Source organism: Serratia sp. ASV30 (assembly GCF_016428815.1).
Classification (GTDB): Bacteria; Pseudomonadota; Gammaproteobacteria; order Enterobacterales; family Enterobacteriaceae; genus Chania; species Chania fonticola_C.
The window spans coordinates 1-22,249 of record NZ_JAELTL010000063.1 but is presented as its reverse complement, the minus strand read 5'-3'; the positions used below and the strand labels follow the sequence as shown (position 1 = coordinate 22,249).

The following is a 22,249-nucleotide window of genomic DNA, read 5'->3' as shown; positions in this document are numbered from 1 at the left end:
ATGGTTGTAAGCGGGTAGACGCCCACCATACCGCCAGATAAAAGCGGGTGCAATGCGGCTGACATCTTACCCGCCGGGCATAGATGTTGCTCGGCGGGGTTTTTACAGCATAACACGCTGAATTATTGTGACCGATCGCCAGCCCACACCACCATCACCTTATCGCCCCCATGCTGGCGACTAAAGGCATAGTAATGAGGCGTTTGCTGGGATTGCTGCGTACCGGCACCGATTGCCGGGTGGCGCTCGCGGAACTGGCCTAGCCGCTGCCAATGTGCCAACAACGGCGCTTTGGATCCTTGCAGTTCACCCCAGTTCATATCCGAGCGCGTGCCTTGTAAAGGATCGGAGCCAGTAGGGCCAAACGGCCGGCCGCTCTCATCACCGTAATAAATCTGTACCGCGCCCGGGGCCAATAACAGTAGGTCTGCCGCTCGTTGCTGCAAAGGCAACGAACCTTTGGCATCGCTGGCGAAGAACAGGCGAGTGTCGTGCGAGGAAATATAGCTCAGCACGTTGAAGCCCTGCAGCTTGTCCGCCATCTGCTGATAGGTGGCATCAATATTGGAGAAGCAGCCCAGCGCCTGCGAGGCCTGATCCTGAAAATCGAAGTTGATCATCGCATCGAAGCCGTGCTGGTAATAGTCGCTTTTCATCACCCCGTGGCCCCAGGCTTCACCGGTCATCCAGAACGGTGCGTTATCCAGCGCCTGCTTGGGGTTGGCCGCTTTCCACTCTGCCAGTGCCTCGGTGGCTCGTTGCTTTAGCAGGTCCAGCGTGGGTTTATCGACGTGCTTGGCGGTATCAACGCGGAAACCGTCAATGCCATAGTCACGCACCCATTGGCTGAGCCAGACCGTCAGATAATCGCGGGTGGTGGCCCCTGGGATTTCGCGCGCGGTGGTATCAGGTTTATGGCGGAAGAACAGCGGTAGGCCGCTGGCTCCGGGCGCTTCAGTTTTGATGTCCGGAAGGAAAGCCAGTGACATGGTCAGGTCGTCAAAGCCCGGTGAGTCGTAATCGCCGATATCGGTGCGGATCCAGTTTTTCCCCCACCATTGGCTCCAGCCTGCCTTATCGCTGAAGTTGATGTAGTCGTTAAAGCTGTGCCAGCTCTGGCCAGGCCCAGGTTGCCAATCGCCCCAGTTTTTGCCGAGGGTTTTTGCGGCTTCATCACCCTTCAGGTACAGCGAGCCGAACTGAAACTGCTGCATATCGGCCAGCGTGGCATAGCCGACGTGATTGACCACCACGTCAAACAGGATGCGGATCCCACGTTGATGTGCTTGCTCCACCAGATTACGCAGATCCTGCTCGTTGCCCATATTGGCATCGAGCTTGGTCCAGTCCTGGTGGTAGTAACCGTGGTAGGCATAATGTGGGAAATCCCCTTTGGTACCGCCGCCTACCCAGCCGTGGATCTGCTCCAACGGGGAACTGATCCACAGGGCGTTGACCCCCAGCTGTTGCAGATAATCCAGCTTTTTCGTCAACCCGGCGAGGTCGCCGCCGTGGAAGGTGCCGATCTCCTGCATACCATCGCCGTGGCGGCCATAGCTGTGATCGTTGGCCGGGTTGCCGTTTTCAAAGCGATCGGTCAGCACAAAATAGACCGTGGCGTTGTGCCAGTCGAAAGCCGCCTGTGGCGGCGTATTGGCTGATTCCAGCAATAGCAGCCCCCCGCTGTTGGCCGCCGGTTGCAGGGTGACCTGGCCCTGAACCACCGTGGCGGTCTGGCCGGAGTAAAAATCACGCACCGTTTCGCCTTCGGCAAAGGTGTCCTTCACCGCGATCGTGATCGGCTGGCCATCCCAGCGTTGGCAGGTACGGGCCACGGCGGCGACGGTTTTTTCCGGTTCGGCCTTCAGGCTGAGCTGCAAGGTAGGCGTACCGCTGCGGGTATCGATACGCACCTGATAATCACCATCGCGAAATAATCGCCAACTGACCGGCTCGCTATCGCTACAGGGCTGCAGCGACAACGTCTGGTTCAGCTTAACCGCGTCGCTGGGCTGCCAGCACTGTTGGTTCTGATACAGCCGCAACGGCAGTTGGCCTTTGGCCAGGGTTGCCTGGCTGGTAAATAAACCGCTGGTGGGTTCGCTGAAGGCCGGGAAGCTTTGCAGCGTCCAGTTGGCCAGCGCTGCGGGTGACAGCAGCATCAGCAGGGGAAGGGTCAGGCGTTTCATGGCTCTCCTTACTCGTGGCAGGAAGCGTTTTTATCGTAGGGTAGCCCAGTGTGCTTTATGCAGAAAAAATCGCCTCCTCCCAGGGTAAGAATTTGGGGGCGGAGGAGGAAGGGGGAGAGGTTTGACTATGCGCTGTTGGTTTTTTAATCTATATTGTCATGTGTACATTGTAGTGTGAGGTAAACTTATGAGCGTGATGTCTGTTCGGCTATCCGACGATCTCAGTGAGCAGCTTGAAGCCTTAGCAGAAGCGACCGGCAGAACGAAATCATTTTTGGCGACTCAGGCGATACAAGATTTTTTAAGCCGCGAGGCATGGCAGGTTGCTGAAATTCAACAGGCCATCGTTGAAGCCGATAATGGTGACTTTGCCTCTGATGATGAAATGGCGGCCCGTTTTAAGAAAATGGGGGTGACTATTAGCAATGAAAATTAAATGGCTAAGGAAAGCTGCAACAAATTTTGATGATGAATATGAATGGCTTTACCAAGAGGATCCGCAAGTAGCGACAGAATTTGCTAAAGAGGTGGTTCGCTCGGTGAACTTGCTGGTTACGCAACCTGCTTTAGGAAGACCTGGTCGAGTAATGGGTACCCGAGAAATTGTCATGCAAACGTTCCCTTACTTGATCCCTTATCGGATTAAAAATAAGGAAATACATATTCTTAGAGTATTTCATACACGAAGGCGACCGCCGGAGAAACGCTGGTAACTGAGGTTATTATGGTTTTCAACGACCCGCTAGAACACCAGAAAGTGAGTGATGAGTTTGTCCGTCAGGCTGTGATTAATGAGGTAGTAAGTGACGAAAGTCCATTATCACTGCTGGAAATCGCCGAACATCGTAAGCACCTGCGTAATAGTGAAACGCTTACAGGTTCTTTTGATGAGATGCCAGTTGGTAAACGCTGGCATCTCATAAGGGTTACTTGTTCAGCAACTGCGGGTTAACGCAGTTTTCTGTGACCGTACCGGTCAAGGCGGCAATCAGGTTATCCACGGCGCACTCGGCCATCCCGTAGCGAGTCTCATGGGTGGCGGAACCGATATGCGGCAAAGCGACCACGTTGGCCATTTTCAGCAGCGGTGAATCGACCGCGACCGGCTCTTGCTCGAACACATCCAACCCAGCGGCGTGAATGGTGCCGTCCTGTAAGGCTTCAATCAGCGCTTGCTCATCCACCACCGGGCCACGCCCCGCGTTGATCAAAATTCCGCTCTGCTTCATCTTCGCCAGCTGTTCGCGGCCAATCAGATGGAAGGTTTGCTCGGTGAGCGGCAGCGTAATGCACAGGAAGTCAGACTCGGCCAGCAGCGTATCAAGATCGCAGCGGCGTGCATTGAAGCGTTGCTCTGCTTCTTCATGTGTACGGCGCGCGTTGTACAACACCGGCATGCCAAAGCCGAAGTGCGCACGCTGAGCCAGCGCCAGGCCGATGCGGCCCATGCCGAGGATGCCGATGGTTTTATGATGCACGTCAACGCCGTACCAGTCAGGCCCGATGCTGCCTTGCCATTCCCCTGCCTTGACCCGCTCGGCCACCTCGACCACCCGGCGTGCGGTGGCCAGCACCAGGCTCATGATGGTATCGGCCACGGTTTCGGTCAGGACGGTTGGGGTATGCATCAACAGCACCCGGTGGGCGTTGAGCGCTGCGACGTCAAAGTTGTCGTAACCGACGGAGACGGTGGATGCTGCACGCAGTTTGGGGGCGCGTTGCAAAAAGGCTTCGTCAATCTTGCCGCCGGAACCGAGGATGCCTTCGGCCTGTTGTAGCGCCTGATCGAAGGCGGCGTTGTCCAGTTGCAGACCGTCGAAGGCATGAACGGTAAAGTGCTGGTCCAGCTTGGCACGCAGGTCGGCAGGAATACTTTTGTACAACACGATTGCAGGCTTCATCAAATAACTCCATCTGGCGAACGAGATGTTCAACATAACATATTGCAGGAGAGTGAAGGGCTGAGCCCCTCACTCGCAAGATTAGGCCACCTGTGGCTGAGCTTCGTTACGTGCAGGCTTGACGATCAGCGTCAGCCCCACCGAGGCCAGCAGCGCGATAGCCATAAACATATAGGAGGCTGCCGGGCTGCCGGTCGCCCCGTTGAGGTAGCCGACAAACCAGGAGCCGAAGAAGGAGCCCAGCGCGCCCATACTGTTAATCAATGCCATGGCACCCCCGGCGACGTTTCTTGGCAGCATCTCCGGAATGATGGCGAAAAACGGACCGTAAGGCGCATACATGGCCGCACCGGCGACTACCAGCAGACCATAGGAGATCCAGAAATGGTTCGGGCCAATGGCGTAGGAGGCGAAGAAGGCCAGCGCGCCGATCAGCAACAGCGGCCAGACAAACAGCTTGCGGTTCTGCATCTTGTCCGATGCCCAGGAAACCACGATCATCGCAATGGTGGCGGCCAGATAAGGTACCGATGACAACCAGCCTGCTTCAACCATCCCCATCTGCATACCGCTGCGCAGGATCGAAGGCAGCCACAGCACAAAGCCATACACGCCGATGCTCCAGGCAAAATATTGCATGCACAGCAGGATCACGTTGCGCGAGCGGAAGGCTTCGGCGTAGTTGCGTACCGCCTTGATGCCTTTCTGCTCCTCGGCCAGTTGCTGTTGCAATGCCAGCTTTTCCTGATCGCTCAGCCAGCCGACCTGTGACGGCTTGTCTTTGACCAGCACCCACCAGCAGAATGCCCAAATGATTGCGGGGATCCCTTCGAAGATAAACATTTCACGCCAGCCAAAGGCGTGGATCAGGTAGCCGGAAACCACCGACATCCACAACACCGTGACCGGATTGCCGAGGATCAGGAAGGTGTTGGCGCGGGAGCGTTCAGACTTGGTAAACCAGTTGCTGATGTAAATCAGCATCGCGGGCATTACCGCAGCTTCCACCACGCCGAGGATAAAGCGGATCGCCGCCAGCATTGGGATATTGCTGACCATGCCGGTCAGCGAGGCGCACCCGCCCCACAGGATCAAACACCAGAAAATCAGCTTCTTGACGCTGCGGCGTTCGGCGTAGATGGCACCGGGAATTTGGAAGAAGAAATAGCCGAGGAAAAACAGGGCACCCAGTAGAGATGACATCCCTTTGGTGATGCCAAGATCGTCATTAATCCCGGCGGCGGAGGCAAAGCTAAAGTTGGCGCGGTCCAGATAGGCCAGGCTGTAGGTGATAAACACGATGGGCATGATGTACCACCAGCGTTTGGCCGCAATAGTTGCTTTATTCATGTGCAGAACCCTTCAGTGGAGTCTTTTCACCAGCGTTGGCCTGTAGCCATCCGCTGGGGCTTGTGCTCTCCCGGCGTGCCTCGGTTGTAGGGACAGAGGTGGGCGCTCATTGGAGCAAATGATTATTCTGCCAGTGCGGCGCGGGTTGGCAGCCCTTCGCTGTCACCGATGGCCTGGATGGCCAGCGAACCGATCTTGTTGCCGCGTTGCACTGCCTGTAGCAGCGTTTTGCCTTCCAGCAGGGCGCTCAGCGTCCCTACTGCGAAGCCGTCTCCGGCACCGACGGTATCTACCACGTTGGTGACTTTGACCGCGGGTACCGCAGCCTGGTCGCCGGCGGCGGTTTTAAACCAGGCACCCTCTGGCCCGGTTTTGATGATCACGGCCTGTACGCCGCGCTCCAGATAGAAGTCGGCGATACCTTCTGCGGTGGATTGCCCGGTCAGGATCTGGCCCTCTTTTAACCCTGGCAGCACCCAGTCGGCTGCGCAGGCCAGCTTGTTGAGCTGTTCGATCATCAGTTCCCGGCTAGACCACAGCACCGGGCGCAGGTTGGGGTCGAAGGAGATGGTTTTGCCCAGGGCGCGCATCTCGGCAGCGGCGAAATGGCACAGCTCCAGCGACTCGGCAGAAAGGGCTGCGGCCACCCCACTCAGGTGCAGGTGGCGCGCCCCAGCGAAGTAGTCGCGGTCAAAATCGGCGGTGGAAAGATGGCTAGCGGCGGAGCCTTTGCGGAAATACTCCACACTGGGATCGGTTCCATCCGTGTTTTTAGATTTCAGCTGAAAACCGGTTGGGTAGCGGCCATCGACGGTGACCTGCTGGGCGTTAACCCCTTCTTTCGCCAGCTGTTGCAAGGTAAAGCGGCCAAAGGAGTCGTTACCTATCCGGCTTACCCAGCCGACGTTCAAACCCAGGCGGGCCAGCCCGATCGCCACGTTCAGTTCGGCACCGGCGATGCGTTTGGTAAAGCTTTCTACCTCGGCCAAATCGCCCGTTTGCGCGGCGACAAACATCGCCATGGCTTCACCCAGCGTTACGACGTCTAAAGAATTTTGCGTGTTCATCATGCTTGCTCCCCGCGTAACACATCCACATAATGGCGGGTTACCGCCTCCAGATCGCTGCCCTGTAGCGGGAACTCGATGCCGCGCGGCACGTCCTGCGGTAAGCGGGCCAGCACTTCACGCCAGCTACCGTCGGTGTCATCCAGGGCGATGGCGCGCCAGCCACGTGGGCCAAGGGTGGCGGCTTTAACATGAATATAGCCAACGTGTGCGGCCAGCAGATTGGCGGCGGCCAGGGCGTCTTGCCCCACCCAATGCCAGTTGGCCATGTCGAACGTCATGCCGACCGGCAACTGGCTCGCTTCCACCGCATGGAAAAAGGCGTTCATCAACGACAGGATGCCGCAGTCTGGTGTTTGATCGTTCTCGACCACCAGTTGGGTTGCGGATTGCCCCAGCGCGATTTTTAACTCGGTAAAGTCAAAGCCCGGCTGGTAGTGACCCAAGGCCAGCTTGAGACGGCTGGCTTGCAGGATCTTCGCCTCAGCCAAAAAGGCGGGCAGATTCGGGTTCAGGGTATGCTGTGGCGTAAACAGTGACTCAGGTGCGGAATACACGGCGGCCAGTTGGTGTTGTTGTAGGGCTTTTGCCAGGGTGGGTAAAGCGTCCAACTCCTGCGGGGAAAGCAGTTCACGGCGGATTTCCACGCCGTCGGCACCTGCCTGGGCGATCAGGGGTAACAACGCCGCCTGGCCACCTAGTTGCTGCACCCTGTCGTTGCCGTAGGCGCTGGTAACTACAATAATCTGTTGCTTCATCTTTTGGCTCCTGAGGTGACCTATCACCACCGCTACTGTTGTTGTAACGGTAAATGGAACCGGTTCCATTGAAAAGCAGCAGCATGCAGAACTATGATCGCAATCACGGAGTTGGTTAAAAAATGGCCCCTCACCCCAACCCTCTCCCACAGGGAGAGGGAGCTGTTAGCCCCTGCTCTGTTGGAAGAACGAAGATAATCTCAGCAAGGCTTGAGCTTCCATTTATCCAAGGAGAGTCAACGAATGCACATGATGAGTCACCGTACTTTCAGACCAACTCGATCGGTCCCTTGTGGGAGCTATCCAGAGTACGTAGTTAGCCCGTGCAGCTTCGGAAATAGGGAGTAAGAACAATAAAGGCAAGGTGTTACGCAAAACAATAAACGAACTCGATCGGTCCCCTGTGTGGCGCTGCCAGAGTAAGTGGTGAGTTCGTACAGTTTCGGAAAGTAGGTAGGAAAAACAACAAAGACAAGGTGTTACGCAAAGCAATCAACGAACTCGATCGGTCCCCTCTCACTAACGGAGAGGGTTAGGGTGAGGGGTCAACGCAGGGTGGAGCCACGAACGATCAGCTCACCGGAGAATAGCTGCTCGCTAACGGGAGCATTGAGACCCTGAATTCGCTGCACCAGCAGTTCCAGCGCGGCATGCCCTATCTGGTAGGTGGGCTGTTTCAGGGTGGTGATCCCCACCCCGGCCAGTTCGGCCCAATCCAGTTCGTCAAACCCCAGCAGGCCAATGTCGTTGCCCCACTGCATGCCCAGGTGGCGCATAGCGCGCGCAACTTGCAGCGTTAAGGCACCGTTGGCCGAGATCACCGCTTTGCGCATCCCGCGATGGCGGGTGTTGAAGGTCTGTAATAGCGTTGCCAGCTTTTCGGCGTCGTTTAGCGGAGTTTCGGCCTGCTCGGCGGACAAATCAGGATGTTGGGCCATCGTCTGGCGAAAAGCGTGCAGACGCTCAAGCCGGGTATTCACGGTGCCAATCGGCTCACTGAGGAACAGGATAGCCTCGAAACCCTGTTGCAGCAGGTGTTCCGTTGCGGTGGCGGTGGCCTCGTGGTTATTCAAACCCACCACATCGCAGGCAAAGTCGGGGATTTTACGGTCGATCAGCACCATCGGCAGCATCGACTGTTGCAGCATGGAGAGCGCGTCTTCACGCATCCCGACGGCGTTCACCACAATCCCTTCCACCCGGTAGCTGCTCAGCAACTGGAGGTAATGCTGTTCCTGATTGATCTCGTTATTGGTGTTACAGACCAGCAGGGTAAAGCCATGCTGGCGGCAGGCTGCTTCGATGCCGCGCATCACGTCGACGGAATAGGGATTGGTGATATCGGCGATGATCAGACCGATCAGCCGCGTTTGTCCGCCCTTCAGGCTGCGTGCCATCTGGCTTGGGCGATAGTCGAGCTGCTGGATCGCCATATCGATACGTTGCTTGAGGGCGTCGGAGAGCAGGTGCTGTTCACCATTGAGATAGCGCGACACGCTGGTTTTGCCGGTTTGGGCGTGTTTTGCCACATCACTGATGGTGGCGCGCCCTGAGGCACGCGTTGCTTTATCACTGCTCACAGCCAATCTCCCCTGCGGTTCAATGCCAAGGAGACTAACACACCAAGCCTAAAGCCGGGAATGACCCATGTCAGGAGGTGGCCTCCTGCGCTTTGGCCTGCGGCTGGATTTTCTTGTCGGGGCTGCTGAGGGTGAAGACAGAAATCAGCGTGACACCCAAGGCAAGGCTGCCGAGGATCAGGTAAGTTTCGGCGAACCCCATACGGTCATACAGGCTACCTGCAAAGGCAGAGAGGAAGATGGCGGCCCCCTGTTTGGCAAACTGGAAACCAATCAGATAGATCGTGGCGGAAAGGCGGGTATCAAAGTTGGCGGTGATGTACTTGAAGGAACCGACCAGCAAGAAAGGCACTTCCAGCGCGTGCAGCATTTTCAGCATGATGACTTCCAGTGCCGTTGTGGCAAAGGCGGAGCCAATAATGCGTATCGACATGATGGTACCGGCCAGCAGCAGAGTATTTTTCGCCCCGATGCGGTTAATAATCCACGGCGAACAGAACATGATCAGCGCATTGGCCAACTCTCCGGCGGTGGTCGCATAGCCGAAGACCTCGGTACCGCGCTGGGGAGAACTGAAGAAGGTTTTAAAGAAGTTGGCAAACTGTTGATCGAACACGTCATAGACGCAGGCTACCCCAACCACATACAGGATGAACATCCACATCTTCGGCATTCTGAACAGCTCTGCCACCATCCTCAGATTGAACTGGCTCTGATTGGCCCCCAGCTTGGCCATGACAATGGCGTTAGGATTTTCGCGCGGGTTGGCCAGTATCAGGAGTAGCATCAGTAGCACTGCCGCTCCAGATCCCATCCAGAAGACGATATCCGGATTGATGTTGAATAACACTCCGGCGGTAGACGCACAGATCCCCCAGCCGAAACAGCCAAACATCCGCGCCTTGCCGTATTCGAAGGCACTTTTGCGGCTGACTCGTTCGATATAAGCCTCAACGGCTCCAGCCCCCCCTGAGAAAGCAAATCCGATATAGGCCCCGCCCACCATGGCTCCGAGCAAGACGTTCATTTTCAACAACGGTGCAAAGACGTAGAGGAAGAAGGGAGCAAAGAAAAACAGCAACAGGGTAATCACCCAAAGCAGATGTTTTTTCAGCCCGAGCTTATCGGAAATAATGCCGAAAATGGGTTGAAATAGAATGGCAAACAGAGACAGACAGGAAAATACCAGGCCAGTTTCGGTTTTATTCAGCCCGATGACTTCCGACAGCCAGATCGGCAGAAACGGAAAGCAGGTGGCCATAATGAAAAAGTAGAGGAAAAAGAAAGCGCCAAATATCCAGAAGTTACGGTTATTTTTATAGGTACAGACGGTGGCGTTCATGGTGATTGTCCTTCCACGACGAGCTTTGGGTGTGCAGCGGCTCGCTGTGGTGAGCGCTGCACCTGCAAATCTATGGGATAACTCAGAGCTGTTCCAGGCCGATCAGCATGGCGCTTTCCGGATCCAGTACCGGTAACGCCAGGCCAACCTGTGCCAGCCATTCCCCGCTAACGTCGCAGGGCTGTTTCATCCAGGCGGGCAACTGGCGCATGGTATGGCCGCCCTGCTGCTGGTGAATAAGCGGCGGGGTATCCAGCAGGGTGATGCGGTAACGAGCATCCGGCCTCAACCCTGGAATGCGCAAATTACCCGGCAGTTGGTGATTCGGCATCGTCAACTGGCTGACCAAAATGACAGCTCGCTCCTGTCCTGGGGCAACCACGCCATTAATCTGGGTGCTTGGGTCGTGATGATCGATACGGATAACATCGCCGCTATGTAGCAATGGCCGGAGAGATTTGTGCAACGCCACATAGCGGACGAAACCAAGCTGTTCAGTGTCGCCTTCTTTAACCGGGTCAAGTTCTATACCCATGTGACCGAACAACGCCGTCAGGCCGCGAAAACCGATGCTGTGCTGACGTTCGGTGGCGTGACACCGTCGGTTGCCGATGTGTGAGCCCATCACTTCCGGGGGGAAGAAATAGCTCATGCCGCGTTGAATGGTTTGGCGTTCCAGCGCGTCGTTGTTGTCGGAGGTCCAGAAGCGGTGGCAGCGTTGCAGGACCTCAAAATCAATACGGCCCCCACCGGAGGCGCAAGATTCGAATTCCACCTGCGGGAAGCGTTCCCTCAAGCTATCCAGCAAGCGATAGAATTGCTCGGTCTGGGCTGTCAGCGAGGCGCGGCCAAGGTGAGCGGGTTGTACTATCTCGCGGTTCATGTCCCACTTGATGTAGTCGATATCATGATTGCTCAGTAGCCAGTTCATGCGTTCCAGCAGGTATTCGAAGACCTGTGGGTTGCACAGATCGAGCACGTACTGAAAACGGCCGGTAGGTTGCTGATAGCCCGGTAAACCTAACACCCAGTCGGGGTGAGCCCGGAACAGATCGGAATCTGGATTGATCATCTCTGGCTCCACCCAGATACCGAATTCCATGCCTAGTTGTTTAACATGCTCGATCACCGGAGCCAGCCCGTTCGGGTATTTTTTCTCGTCCAGGTACCAGTCGCCAAGTGCGGCACGATCGTGGTCGCGTCCACGGAACCAGCCGTCATCAATGATAAAGCGTTCTACACCCAGTTCGGCCGACTTGGTGGCCATCTGCATGATGTATTCGGGCTGGTGGTCGAAATAGATGCCCTCCCAGGTATTGAGATGCACGGGGCGCGGCCTGTGGTCGGGGAAGCGCAGAATATTCTGGCGGACATAACGGTGAAACTGCTGGCTAAGAGCATTCAGACCAGTGCGAGAGCTGGCAGCATACAGCCAGGGTGTGCTTAGGCTGGCTCCGCCTTCCAACTCCTGCTCGCCTGGCAGGTACAGGGCCTCTGCCTGCAACAGGCGGCGACCATCGGTTTTCACATCGGCGCGCAGACGATGGTTGCCGCTCCAGCCAAGATGGATACCCCAGACTTCCCCCTGTTGCTCGCTGAAGCCACGGCTACCTACCATCATGCCGGGGAAGTATTCATGAGAGCTGCGACCTCGGCGGTTTTCCTGCAGGTACCCGCCATGCTCAAGGGTGACGCGGTGCGGTTGGAACTCGCGGATCCAGCGGCCATGGAACGCCATTACTTCACCAGCACGCTCAGGCAATGGCAGTGTCAACGCCAAGCGGTTAACCCAGTAACGAGCAGCATGGTGATTGATCAACGTATGGCGCATTTTTAGCACGCCGCTGGCGCTGTCCAATTGCAGTTCGCTGCGTAGTTGCAGCCCTGCCTGTGGGTCTTCTGCCAGGATCAGCAACTGATTGTCCTGATGCGTGATTTCGCTGGTAGTGAACACGGGTGACCAATCGTAGCCGTCACGATGGCCTTCCACTCCCGGCGAGCCAAACAGACCGCGTCCAGATTCTGCCGCCAGCGTCAGAGGTGTATCTACATCCAGCCTGCCGTTTGGCACAGCCCGGCTCAACGTCAATACATCCTCCGGCATAAACCCGCTTAAATGGGGGCCCCAATAGAGAATTTCGGCAAACGGCTGGCAACGAACAATGACGTCGGTCGTGGGGCTGGTTAACCGCACAATGGTGGGTTCCATCTTTTGACTCCTTTACGATCTTTGGCTCAACTCAGTGGCGTCATCATTGATCCGAAACGTTTCGGATTAAAACCTAAACGTTTCGGATCTGTGATCTGGTCGGGCAAAAAACGGCGTTGTTTTAAACGATCAGGAGGTCAGGGGGAGTTCGTCAGGGTTGGGTTTTAGCACCGGTTGCCACAGTACCTGTAATTTTTGCAGCGGTTCACCACGGATCAGGCCAAGGGTCATTTGCGCGATTTGTTGGCCGACTTCCGCGCGGGTGGCTTGGACTATGGCGGCTACAGGCAGGTCGAGCAGGCTTTCTGCTGGTAATCCGTCATACACCACCAGAGAAACCCCTCCGGGGCCGAGTTTATCGGCATCACGTAGCGCCATTGCTGCTCCCTCGCCGTGACCGTTGCAGTCGGTAATGATTGCCGTCGGCGGATCGGCCAACGCCAATAACGCTTGGGTGGTCAGATAACCCGCGCGACGGCTTGGCGTGATACTGCACAGATAATCGTCACGTTGTTGCAGTTGGTGGCTGGCCAATCCATCCAGATACCCTTGGCGGCGCTGGCTGATAAACGACTGCTGGTTATTTTCGCCCAGATAGGCAATTTTCCGGTGGCCAAGCGCCACCAGATAGTCCACGGCCATCAGGCTGCCAGCGCGGTTATCAAAATCAAACCAGGCGTAATCTTTCTCCAGCTGGCTGCGGCCCAGCGCCAGAAAGGGGAAGTTAAGCCGCTGTAATTCCTGTAGACGTGGATCGTTGTCTAGCGTATGGGCGACAATCAACGCATCAACACGTTTGCTGGCAATCAGGCGAGTAAAGGCATGATGGGGCGCATCATCTGCCACCAACAGCAGATCGATCTCGTGGCGTACCAACTCATTGCTGATACAACCGATCATTTCCATCAAGGTAGAGTTACTTAACGTGTAGTTATTGAACGGGAAAACCAGCCCAACGGCGTCGATTTTGCCCATTTTCAAACGGCGTGCCAGGGTATTGGGGCGATAACCCAAACGCTCTGCCTCAGCCTCTACCCGTTGGCGCGTATCTTGGGCGACGTCGCCGTAGCCATTCAGGGCGCGACTCACGGTGGTAACGGAGAGATCCAATGCTTTGGCAATCGCTTTCAGGGACATATTTCACTCTACAGAAGGTATTGGGATGCTGGGCGAGAGTAACACAGGCAGAGGAACCGGCGGGAGAGATGAGGGCAGGAAATGCGAACTGGCGGGGCAAAGGCCCCGCACTCTGTGCTTACAGCGGGCTGAGGGTGATCTCAACGCGGCGGTTTTGCGCCTTGCCTGCGGTGGTGCTGTTGGAGGCAATCGGGTTATCCGGGCCGGCACCGATTGAACGGATGCGGTTGGCGGCGACCCCTTGGGTGATCAGCGCGCTGGCCACACCGTCTGCACGTTGTTGGGACAGCGTCATATTATGCGCGCGAGCCCCGGTGCTGTCGGTGTAACCCACCACGTTGACGGCGGTTTTTTCATACTCTTTCAGCACCATCGCCACGCCGGTCAGGGTGTTGGCACCCGCCGGTTTCAGCGTGCTGCTGTCGGTATCGAAGGTCACGTTGTTTGGCATATTCAGCACGATATTATCGCCCTGACGGGTAACGCTAACGCCAGTGCCTTTCATTTTGTCGCGCAGTTTGGCTTCCTGCACGTCCATGTAGTATCCGGCTCCACCGCCCAATGCGGCACCGGCTGCGGCGCCGATCAGCGCGCCTTTACCCCGGTCTTTTTTGGATGAAGAGATCATGCCGATACCGGCACCCAGGGCTGCGCCAACGCCAGCGCCAATACCGGATTTGCCGGCTTCTGACTCCCCGGTGTAAGGGTTGGTGGTACAAGCCGATAGCGTCATGGCAACGGCTACTGCACCAGCAATTATCGCAATGCGTTTTTTCATTGTTAGTTCCTTTAAAAGCAGGGATATCTGCGTGCGCTACTCCAAACTGGAGGCGCTAAATCATCGGCATTCAGCCGCGAGCCCCAAACGGGCCGCGCAACTATGACGTACCTTTTGGCCAGCAGTTCCGATAAAAATCGTGACAAATTATAAACCTGTAAGCCAGGCAGGAAGGTAGCCGCCAAATCGCCGCTTGGGAACCAGAACAAACTGAATTAATGCAGGAAGGGGTGATCTTTAGGACAAAGGGGCGAAGAGTTTCGCCCCGATGAGATGCGGTTAAGCCAACGTTTCGCCATTGCTGGCGATCACGCGGCGATACCAGTCGAAGCTCTGTTTCTTCGAGCGGGCAAAGCTGCCGCTGCCGTCGTCGTGCTTATCCACGTAAATAAAACCGTAGCGCTTACTGTATTGCCCGGTGGTGAAGGACACGCAGTCGATACAGCCCCAGGGAGTAAAGCCCATCAGCTCAACGCCGTCGTCTATCACCGCTTTTTTCATCTGCTCGATATGCGAGCGGAGATAGGCGATGCGGTAATCGTCGTGGATCTGGCCATCGGCCTCGGGCTTATCCAGCGCACCGAAGCCGTTCTCGACGATAAACAGCGGCTTCTGGTAGCGTTCATAGAGGATGTTGAGCGTATAGCGCAGCCCCACCGGATCGATCTGCCAGCCCCAGTCGGACGCTTTCACATAAGGGTTCGGCACGCTGCCTTCAAAACCGGCCAGCGCCGTGCCCGTGCCGATGGAGTCCGCCTGCACCGCGTTACTCATGTAGTAGCTCAGGCCGATATAGTCCGCACAACCTTCACGCAGGATCTGCTCATCTTCCGGCTGCATCTGGATGTGGTAACCCTTGCGCTCCCATTCGTGCAGAATGTAGGACGGGTAATAGCCGCGCATATGCACATCGCCAAACAGGAAGCGTTCACGCATCGCCTCTTGCGCATACATCACATCATCCGGATTACAGGAGAACGGATACAGCGGCACCATGGCGATCATGCAGCCAATCTGCAATGCCGGGTTGATGGCATGCCCCAGTTTGACCACCTGTGCGCTGGCGACAAACTGATGGTGCAGCACCTGGTACATGCACTCTTCCGGGTTCGGTTCCTGGGTGAAAATCACCCCTGAACAGCAGTAGCCGAACAGCGGGGTCTTCCAGTTGCGCTGGTTGTTGATCTCGTTGAAGGTCATCCAGTACTTCACTTTGTGCTGGTAACGGGAGATGACCACTTCGCTAAAGCGCACAAAAAAATCGACCACCTTGCGATTCTTCCAGCCGCCATACTCTTTCACTAGATGCCATGGCATCTCGAAATGGGAAAGGGTGATCACCGGCTCAATGCCGTATTTCAGCAACTCGTCAAACAGGTTGTCGTAGAACTGTAATCCTTCCTCGTTCGGCTCCAGCTCATCCCCTTGCGGGAAGATGCGCGACCAGGCAATAGAGGTGCGGAAGCACTTGAAGCCCATTTCGGCAAACAGCGCGATATCGCCTTTATAACGGTGATAGAAGTCCACCGCGTCGTGGTTGGCGTAGAGGTAACCAGGTTCAATGCCGTCGGTGATCACGCGATCGACGCCGTGGGCACCGCTGGACAGTACATCGACGATGCTTGGGCCTTTACCGCCCTGATCCCAGCCGCCTTCAACCTGGTGCGCCGCTACCGCGCCGCCCCACAGGAAATCATCCGGTAACTGTTTTTTCATAACGTTGGTTCTCTTGGTAGATGAATTTAGGCCATTTCAGGCTTGTTGAGCGGTGCCGTTGGCGCAGGCTGTTCCTCTTTGAAGCCGACGATATAGGTTAGTACGGCACCCAGCACAAACGCCACGCAGATGGACAGCAGGAAGCCAAGGAACTGCGGCATATGGCCTTCTTTAAAGAACACCGGCAGCACGGCAATCCCCGGCAGGCAATAACTCCATGACACCGCGTTGAAGGCTCCGGCAATGGAACCACCGACCGCGCCGGCGACACAGCCGCAAATCATTGGGCGTTTCAGACGCAACGCAACGCCGTAGATGGCGGGTTCCGTGATGCCAAACAGCGCGGTCATGCCTGCAGACAGCGAAACGCGCTTCATCTCCGGGTCTTTGGATTTCAAATAGACGCCCAGCACGGCCCCCGCCATGGCAAACACCGGCGAGGCCTGCAGGCCGGTAAAGGTGTCATAGCCCAGCGTGGCATAGTTTCCCACGGTGACCGGCGTGATCCCCCAGTGTACGCCCAGCGTTACCAACGGCATCCACAGTGCGCCTACCACCGCTCCGGCAATGGAAGGACTGAGGTGATACAGTGTGTTATAGACGCCACCGATGGCCCCGCCAATCATGTTACCGATCGGGCCAAAGGCCAGCAGCGTCAGCGGCACCATGATCGCGATACAGAACATCGGCGTGAACAGGTTGCGGATCACCAGCGGCAGGATGCGTTCAAAGAAACGCTGTACATAAGACATGATCCAGACCATCAGGATGATCGGGATCACCGAGGCGGTATAGCTGAGATACTGCACTGGCATGCCCAGGAAAGTGAGGGGATCGGCGTTAATCGGGATACCGGCTACCTCGGCCAGCACCCTGGCAATCTGTGGGTTATTGACGGCTTCCTGCATCAAGGCCTGCATGGCCGGATCGGCAGAGTTTACCAACAGAATTTTATTGGCAGTGAGCATGTTCATATAGTCTGGAGAGACCAGCGCACAGGCCGCGATCACCGCGGTGAACGGATTGACGTTGAATTTTTTCGCGGCGGTGAAGGCTACCATCACTGGCAGGAAGGTGAAGCCGGTCCAGGAAACGAAGTTCAGAATACGATAGGTGCCACTGGCCGGATCCATCCAGCCTAAGGCGGCAAACAGCGAGATGAGCCCCTGCAATACCCCGCAGGCTGCCAGCGGATACAGGAAGGGGGCGAAGATGCTGGAGATAATGTCCATCAGGCGGCTGACGATGCCGACGTTCGGCGCGCTGACCGCCACGTTCTCATCCATATTGACCAGCTTGAGCACTTCCCGATAGGCATCGCCGACGTGGTTGCCGATCACCACCTGCAATTGACCACTGGATTCGATAACGGTAATAACGCCTTTGACGCGTTTCAGCGTGTCTTTATCGGCCTGGCTACTGTCTTTTAAAATAAATCGCAAACGTGTGGCACAATGTGTGACATTAATCACATTATTATCGCCGCCAATCAGGCGTACGATCTCTTTTGCCGAGTCAGCATAATTAATTGCCATCAACGTAACTCCATCTGTGGTGTACAGAAATATCGGACTTTATTGTTGCTATAAGGTGATTTCTAAAGGGATAGTAGCAAACAGCAAGGGAATGTCACGATATAACAAAATGGCGAAATAGTGATTTGTCACATGCAAAAAACAGGGTGTTATTTAGCGTGATTTAGCTAATAAAATTAATGGCCGAGACTTTTTGCCAGCTTTTTGCCTATCGCTTCCAATATATACATTACAGGTACTTGAGTAGTGATATCATATTCGCTGGCAATGCGGATTTGCGGCATGTGGTAAGAGAGATTAAAGTCCGCCATGCGCGCCAGTGAAGAGGTTTCGCTATTGGTAATGCTGACGATTTTACAGTTATGCAGGCTAAATTGGCTGGCCAGTTTAAGAATTTCCGGCGTTTCTCCAGAAACCGATAAAATAATGGCTACCGCATTTTTATACATATCGCTGCTGATGGGATAATAAGGGTCATCGATATAATTACTGAATTTACCAACGTTAGAGAAAAAGCGAGCGCCGTACTTACCTAACGTGCCGGATGTTCCTGCTCCGACAAAGATGATCCGTTCCGCGTTGGCAATGTGTGCTGCCGCATCCGTAATTAACTGCTCAAACTCTTCATTGTTAATACTTTTGAAGAAGCTGACAATTTCACTGACACCGGAGGTTAGCAGCAGCTTGTCTTCCTGTTCCAGATAGAGTTTAAAGCGAATGCGGAATTCCGAATAGCCGCTGAAATTCATTTTCTTACAAAAGCGTAATACCGTGGTGGTGGAGACCTTGGCACCGTCCGCCAGTTCGCGAATGGTCATATACATAACCTTGTCCTTATTTTTGATGACGTAGTTGTACACCATCAATTCAAGACCGTTGAGCTTGGATAAGGCGATATGGGTAAACATGCTGGATCTCGTTGACAAGGTTGGCTGCCAAAGTACCAGAAGCGGGCAGGGATGACAAAGCCCGCCCGCCGCTTCTTCAGGGATGGCGCAGTTCTGCGGTGGCCCAGTTCATGATCAGCGTATGGGCCTGGGTCTCCTGATTGAACTGGCGTTGTACTTCACTGAACCCAAGCTTGCGGTAAAAGGCGCAGGCCCGCAGATTCTGCTCGTATACCTCCAGGCTTAGCCAGCCGTGCTGTTGCTGTACTTGCTCCATCAGCGCGGCTCCGACGCCTTGGCCGTGGAAGCGCTCATCGACAAACAGCGCGCCCACAAAGCGTTCATCCAGCACGCTGATAAAACCGGCGATCTGCTGGTGGTGCAGATAAACCCAGGTTTTGGCACGCGGCAGATAGCTTTCACGCACCAACTGGGCAGTTTGCTGCCAATAATCGGCCGCGATAAACGGATGGGCCTGGGTGGTGCTTGCCAGCCACAGCGTCATCAGCGGCTCGATATCGGCCGGAACGGCGGTACGGATCATGCCTGGCGCTGCTTTGGGTGGCAGAAGCACCCCGTAAGATGATCGTTCACCAGGCCGCTGGCCTGCATAAAGGCATAGCAGGTGGTTGAGCCGATAAACTTAAAGCCGCGCTTTTTCAGCGCCTTGGACAGGGCATCGGACTGTTCGGTTTTGGCGGGGACTTCGCCAAGCGCCTGCCAGTGATTGAGCAGCGGCTTGCCGGTGACGAACTGCCAGATAAAGGTGACAAAATCTTCTCCGGCGGCCTCCATCGCCAGATAGGCTTTGGCATTATTGATAATGGCCTCGATCTTGCCGCGATGGCGGATAATGCCGCTGTCTTGCATCAGCGTTGCCACGTCTTGTTCGGTCATGGCTGCAATGCGCTGCGGATCGAAATTGTGGAAGGCACGGCGGTAGTTTTCACGCTTTTTCAGCACGGTGATCCAGGAAAGACCCGCCTGCTGGCCTTCCAGGCACAGCATTTCGAACAGCTCGCGTGCGTCGGTGGTGGGTACGCCCCATTCCTGGTCATGATACTCAAGATATAGCGGATCGGCGGTAACCCAACCGCAACGTTCGTTGGCCATACGAGGATTCCTTATGCTGTAATTATTTACAGGTAATCATCGCCGTAAGCCGCCCGCTTGGCAACCCTTTGCACGATTTATCGTCAGTTAACTTGACGTTATGTGAATCCCCGCAATATTTACTACACGGCTATGGCGATAACTGCCAACGATAAGAACAGGATTTCCTCTATCTATGACTAGGAGTCTATTTATGCCTCTGAAAAGAAAGGGCAAGCACACCCCAACTGTGCTTGCCGTGGCGTTAGCTTTTTGCCTCAGTGCTACGGCACAGGCTTACGATCAACTTTACGTGTTTGGCGACAGCCTGAGTGATACCGGCAATAACGGCCGCTTCACTTATGACAGTAACCAACATCAGCTATATGACGAAATACTGGGCCAGCGTATCGGTGCTGCGCTGGTGGCGTCCGATAACGGTGGCTACAACTATGCTGCCGGTGGTGGTGTGGCCGTACCGGCGCTAAACCCGGCGGACAACACCGAGGATCAGCTACAAAGCTACCTTGCGCGGGTTAACGGCAGGGCCGACGGCGACGGTTTGTATATTCATTGGATTGGCGGCAACGATCTGGCCGCTGCGGCGATGAATGTGGCAACCGCACCGGAGGTGGCCTTCACTAGCGCCTTGGCTGCGGCGACGCAGGTGCACGCTTTACTGAACGCCGGTGCCGGGACGGTGATAGTGCCAACGGTACCGAATATCGGCTCAACCCCGCAACTGATGGAGCTGATTATCCAGCAGGCGCTGGGGCCAGTGCAGGGCGCGGCCATACTGGCGGCGTACGGCAAGCTTAATACTATCGCCACGCCGGATAACGCTTCGCGCCAGCAGGCGATCCATCAGGCTTTAGGTGCCGCTGCACAGCAGGCCAGCAGCAATCCTCTGGTGCAGCAGGCCATTGCTGCCCAACTGAGCGCGGCTTTCGACAGTTTCAGCGCCCAGGCGGCCCAGCTTACCGATTTTTATAACCAGAGCGAAGATCGCCTGCTGGCTCAGGGCGGCGGTAATATCGTGCGCGTTGATGTCAACAAACTGTTCAGCGAGGCAATCGCCAACCCGGGCCAGTTTGGTTTTACCAACACTGCCGGTATGGCCTGCCCAGCGGGAGTGTCTTCGGCGGTATGCAGTTCGTCCATGCCAGGTTTTAACAGCGAGCAGGCTTATCTGTTTGCCGACCATTTCCACCCCAGCCCGCAGGCTCATCAACTGATCGCCGATTATATTCAGGCGGTATTGGATGGCCCGGCGCAGGCGGTGGCTCTCAACCAGGCAACCGCCGCTTTTGCGCGTGATAGCCGTGCTACCTTGGACAGCCGTCTTCAGCAGTTACGCACCAGCAGCAATCCGCAGGGGTCGTTGGGCGTGTTCGGCGGCTATGCCGGGCAACGTTACGATTATTCTGCCAATACAGTTGCCGGGGATGGCGACGCCACCACGCATAACCTAACGCTGGGCGTGGATTATCAACTGACGGATGAGTGGCTGATAGGTGCGCTAATCTCGGGTTCCAACGACAATCAGCAACCTTCCAGCCGTTACGATTATAAGGCGCGCGGTGTGCTGCTGTCGGCCTTCAGCTCCCTGACGCTATTTGAGCAAGGATGGGTTAATGCCGATTTGCACTATGCCAGCGTGAATTACGACGACATTAACCGCAGTATGCAGTTGGGTTCGCTAACCCGTACAGAAACCGGCGATACCGATGGTAAGCAGTGGGGCGCACGCGTTACTGCGGGGTATGACTTCCCGATCGCTTCGTACCTCACCACCGGGCCGATGGCCCAGTTTGCCTGGGATTACAGCAACGTCTCCGGTTATAGCGAGAATGGCGACGACAGTACGGCCATGCGTTTCAACGATCAGACCTACCATTCGCAGATCGGCGCTGTAGGATGGCGATTGGATAGTCAGCTCGGGGTAGTTAATCCTTACGCGGAGGTGAGCTATCAGCATCAGTTCGGTGATGGCGTTTACCGGGCAGGCGGTGGATTGAAATCGACCCAGACCTCATTCACCCGCGACAGCGCCAGCCAGGATAAAAACTGGATGGATATCACCTTGGGGGCGAATATGCCATTGAGCGATCGGGTGGCGGCGTTTGCGACGGTTTCGCAAACCAGCGGCTTGAGCAGCGGTGAGCAATTTATGTACAACGTGGGGGTCAGTGCGCGTTTTTGAAGAATGGCTTTAAACTTAATTGCCCGGTGCCAGACGGTTTGGTGCCGGGAAGAATAGGAGGGAGCTGTGCTTACCATTATTACGGGACAGTGCCTGATATCAGGGGCTGTCAGCCCTGTTAGCCATCGCCTTGCCCAAGCCCTTCACCGAAAAAGTACAGTGTCTGACTGTACTTTAGTATAACTATCATTTGCTCCTAAAAGACTTTATCGTTACGCCATAAGAACAAAAGATTTAAATAAAAAAAACTGATCCCGTTTAAAGGATCAGGAGCCAATTCGGCCAACACCAGGGAAATTTTGTTGTCATTATTATAAATAACAGGTCTGTCTCTTATACACATCTGACGCTGCCGACGATGCCAACTAAAAAAAAATTTTTTGGGGGGGGGGGGGGGGGGGGGGGTGGGGGGGGGGGGGGGGGGGGGGGGGGGGGGGGGGGTGGGGGGGGGGGGGGGGGGGGGGGGGGGGGGGGGGGGGGGGGGGGGGGGGGGGGGGGGGGGGGG

The 22,249-nt window shown here is 55.8% G+C and carries 20 protein-coding genes; 4 read left to right on the top strand and 16 right to left on the bottom strand.

Annotation, left to right across the window (positions count from 1 at the left end; translation table 11 throughout):
- Positions 1–122 precede the first annotated feature (122 nt).
- Positions 123–2,189: an alpha-amylase gene (locus JHD74_RS21650; RefSeq protein ID WP_199063484.1), complete on the bottom strand. Its 2,067-nt coding sequence runs from the start codon at positions 2,187–2,189 to the stop codon at positions 123–125.
- 187 nt (positions 2,190–2,376) lie between these two features.
- Here JHD74_RS21650 and JHD74_RS21645 point away from each other — a divergent pair, with 187 nt between their 5' ends.
- The 3 genes from JHD74_RS21645 to JHD74_RS21635 are packed head-to-tail and all read left to right on the top strand — an operon-like array spanning position 2,377 to position 3,141.
- Complete coding sequence (locus tag JHD74_RS21645; protein WP_024527348.1) at positions 2,377–2,625, top strand: CopG family ribbon-helix-helix protein; 249 nt, start codon at positions 2,377–2,379, stop codon at positions 2,623–2,625.
- Positions 2,615–2,902, top strand: a complete 288-nt coding sequence (locus tag JHD74_RS21640; protein ID WP_071784396.1) for a type II toxin-antitoxin system RelE/ParE family toxin — start codon at positions 2,615–2,617, stop codon at positions 2,900–2,902. The genes JHD74_RS21645 and JHD74_RS21640 overlap by 11 nt, the downstream gene beginning before the upstream one ends.
- Before the next feature lie 11 nt (positions 2,903–2,913).
- Positions 2,914–3,141 carry a hypothetical protein gene (locus JHD74_RS21635; protein ID WP_143182264.1) on the top strand — a complete coding sequence of 76 codons (228 nt, stop codon included), beginning with the start codon at positions 2,914–2,916 and terminating at the stop codon, positions 3,139–3,141.
- Here JHD74_RS21635 and ghrB read toward each other — a convergent pair.
- The 14 genes from ghrB to JHD74_RS21565 all read right to left on the bottom strand — a co-directional run bounded on the left by ghrB (position 3,116) and on the right by JHD74_RS21565 (position 19,562).
- Complete coding sequence (gene ghrB, locus JHD74_RS21630) at positions 3,116–4,090, bottom strand: glyoxylate/hydroxypyruvate reductase GhrB (protein ID WP_024527347.1); 975 nt, start codon at positions 4,088–4,090, stop codon at positions 3,116–3,118. The genes JHD74_RS21635 and ghrB overlap by 26 nt on opposite strands.
- An 81-nt stretch (positions 4,091–4,171) precedes the next feature.
- On the bottom strand, positions 4,172–5,440 hold the full coding sequence (locus JHD74_RS21625) for an MFS transporter (protein WP_199063483.1): 1,269 nt from the start codon (positions 5,438–5,440) through the stop codon (positions 4,172–4,174).
- A gap of 122 nt (positions 5,441–5,562) precedes the next feature.
- Positions 5,563–6,510 carry a sugar kinase gene (locus JHD74_RS21620; protein ID WP_098929336.1) on the bottom strand — a complete coding sequence of 316 codons (948 nt, stop codon included), beginning with the start codon at positions 6,508–6,510 and terminating at the stop codon, positions 5,563–5,565.
- Positions 6,507–7,265 (bottom strand): sugar phosphate isomerase/epimerase, encoded by a 759-nt coding sequence (locus tag JHD74_RS21615; protein WP_161713276.1) that lies wholly within the window; start codon positions 7,263–7,265, stop codon positions 6,507–6,509. Before JHD74_RS21615 ends, JHD74_RS21620 begins: the two co-directional genes overlap by 4 nt.
- Before the next feature lie 545 nt (positions 7,266–7,810).
- Positions 7,811–8,845 (bottom strand): LacI family DNA-binding transcriptional regulator, encoded by a 1,035-nt coding sequence (locus JHD74_RS21610; protein WP_199063482.1) that lies wholly within the window; start codon positions 8,843–8,845, stop codon positions 7,811–7,813.
- A 70-nt stretch (positions 8,846–8,915) separates the two neighbouring features.
- Positions 8,916–10,187 carry an MFS transporter gene (locus tag JHD74_RS21605; RefSeq protein WP_199063481.1) on the bottom strand — a complete coding sequence of 424 codons (1,272 nt, stop codon included), beginning with the start codon at positions 10,185–10,187 and terminating at the stop codon, positions 8,916–8,918.
- An 82-nt stretch (positions 10,188–10,269) separates the two neighbouring features.
- Entirely contained in the window at positions 10,270–12,396 is a 2,127-nt protein-coding gene (locus tag JHD74_RS21600; RefSeq protein WP_199063480.1) for an alpha-galactosidase, read from the bottom strand.
- 129 nt (positions 12,397–12,525) lie between these two features.
- On the bottom strand, positions 12,526–13,533 hold the full coding sequence (locus tag JHD74_RS21595) for a LacI family DNA-binding transcriptional regulator (RefSeq protein ID WP_065683430.1): 1,008 nt from the start codon (positions 13,531–13,533) through the stop codon (positions 12,526–12,528).
- A 118-nt stretch (positions 13,534–13,651) separates the two neighbouring features.
- A complete protein-coding gene (locus JHD74_RS21590) occupies positions 13,652–14,311 on the bottom strand; it encodes an OmpA family lipoprotein (RefSeq protein ID WP_024527339.1) in 660 nt (219 codons plus the stop codon).
- A gap of 279 nt (positions 14,312–14,590) precedes the next feature.
- Positions 14,591–16,027, bottom strand: coding sequence for a 6-phospho-beta-glucosidase (locus JHD74_RS21585; RefSeq protein ID WP_024527338.1), 1,437 nt, complete (start codon positions 16,025–16,027; stop codon positions 14,591–14,593).
- Between the two features lie 26 nt (positions 16,028–16,053).
- Entirely contained in the window at positions 16,054–17,562 is a 1,509-nt protein-coding gene (locus JHD74_RS21580) for a PTS transporter subunit EIIC (protein WP_024527337.1), read from the bottom strand.
- 176 nt (positions 17,563–17,738) lie between these two features.
- Positions 17,739–18,470 (bottom strand): MurR/RpiR family transcriptional regulator, encoded by a 732-nt coding sequence (locus JHD74_RS21575; RefSeq protein WP_199063479.1) that lies wholly within the window; start codon positions 18,468–18,470, stop codon positions 17,739–17,741.
- Between the two features lie 76 nt (positions 18,471–18,546).
- Positions 18,547–18,993 carry an N-acetyltransferase gene (locus JHD74_RS21570; RefSeq protein ID WP_024527336.1) on the bottom strand — a complete coding sequence of 149 codons (447 nt, stop codon included), beginning with the start codon at positions 18,991–18,993 and terminating at the stop codon, positions 18,547–18,549.
- Positions 18,990–19,562 carry a DNA-3-methyladenine glycosylase I gene (locus JHD74_RS21565; protein WP_065683433.1) on the bottom strand — a complete coding sequence of 191 codons (573 nt, stop codon included), beginning with the start codon at positions 19,560–19,562 and terminating at the stop codon, positions 18,990–18,992. Before JHD74_RS21565 ends, JHD74_RS21570 begins: the two co-directional genes overlap by 4 nt.
- A gap of 193 nt (positions 19,563–19,755) precedes the next feature.
- On the opposite strand from JHD74_RS21565, the gene JHD74_RS21560 reads away from it, so the two are divergent.
- Positions 19,756–21,744, top strand: coding sequence for an autotransporter outer membrane beta-barrel domain-containing protein (locus tag JHD74_RS21560; RefSeq protein WP_199063478.1), 1,989 nt, complete (start codon positions 19,756–19,758; stop codon positions 21,742–21,744).
- A 196-nt stretch (positions 21,745–21,940) separates the two neighbouring features.
- Here the strand turns inward: JHD74_RS21560 and JHD74_RS21555 are convergent.
- Positions 21,941–22,249 (bottom strand): hypothetical protein (locus JHD74_RS21555; RefSeq protein ID WP_199063477.1); only part of this gene is annotated, 309 nt, incomplete at its 5' end.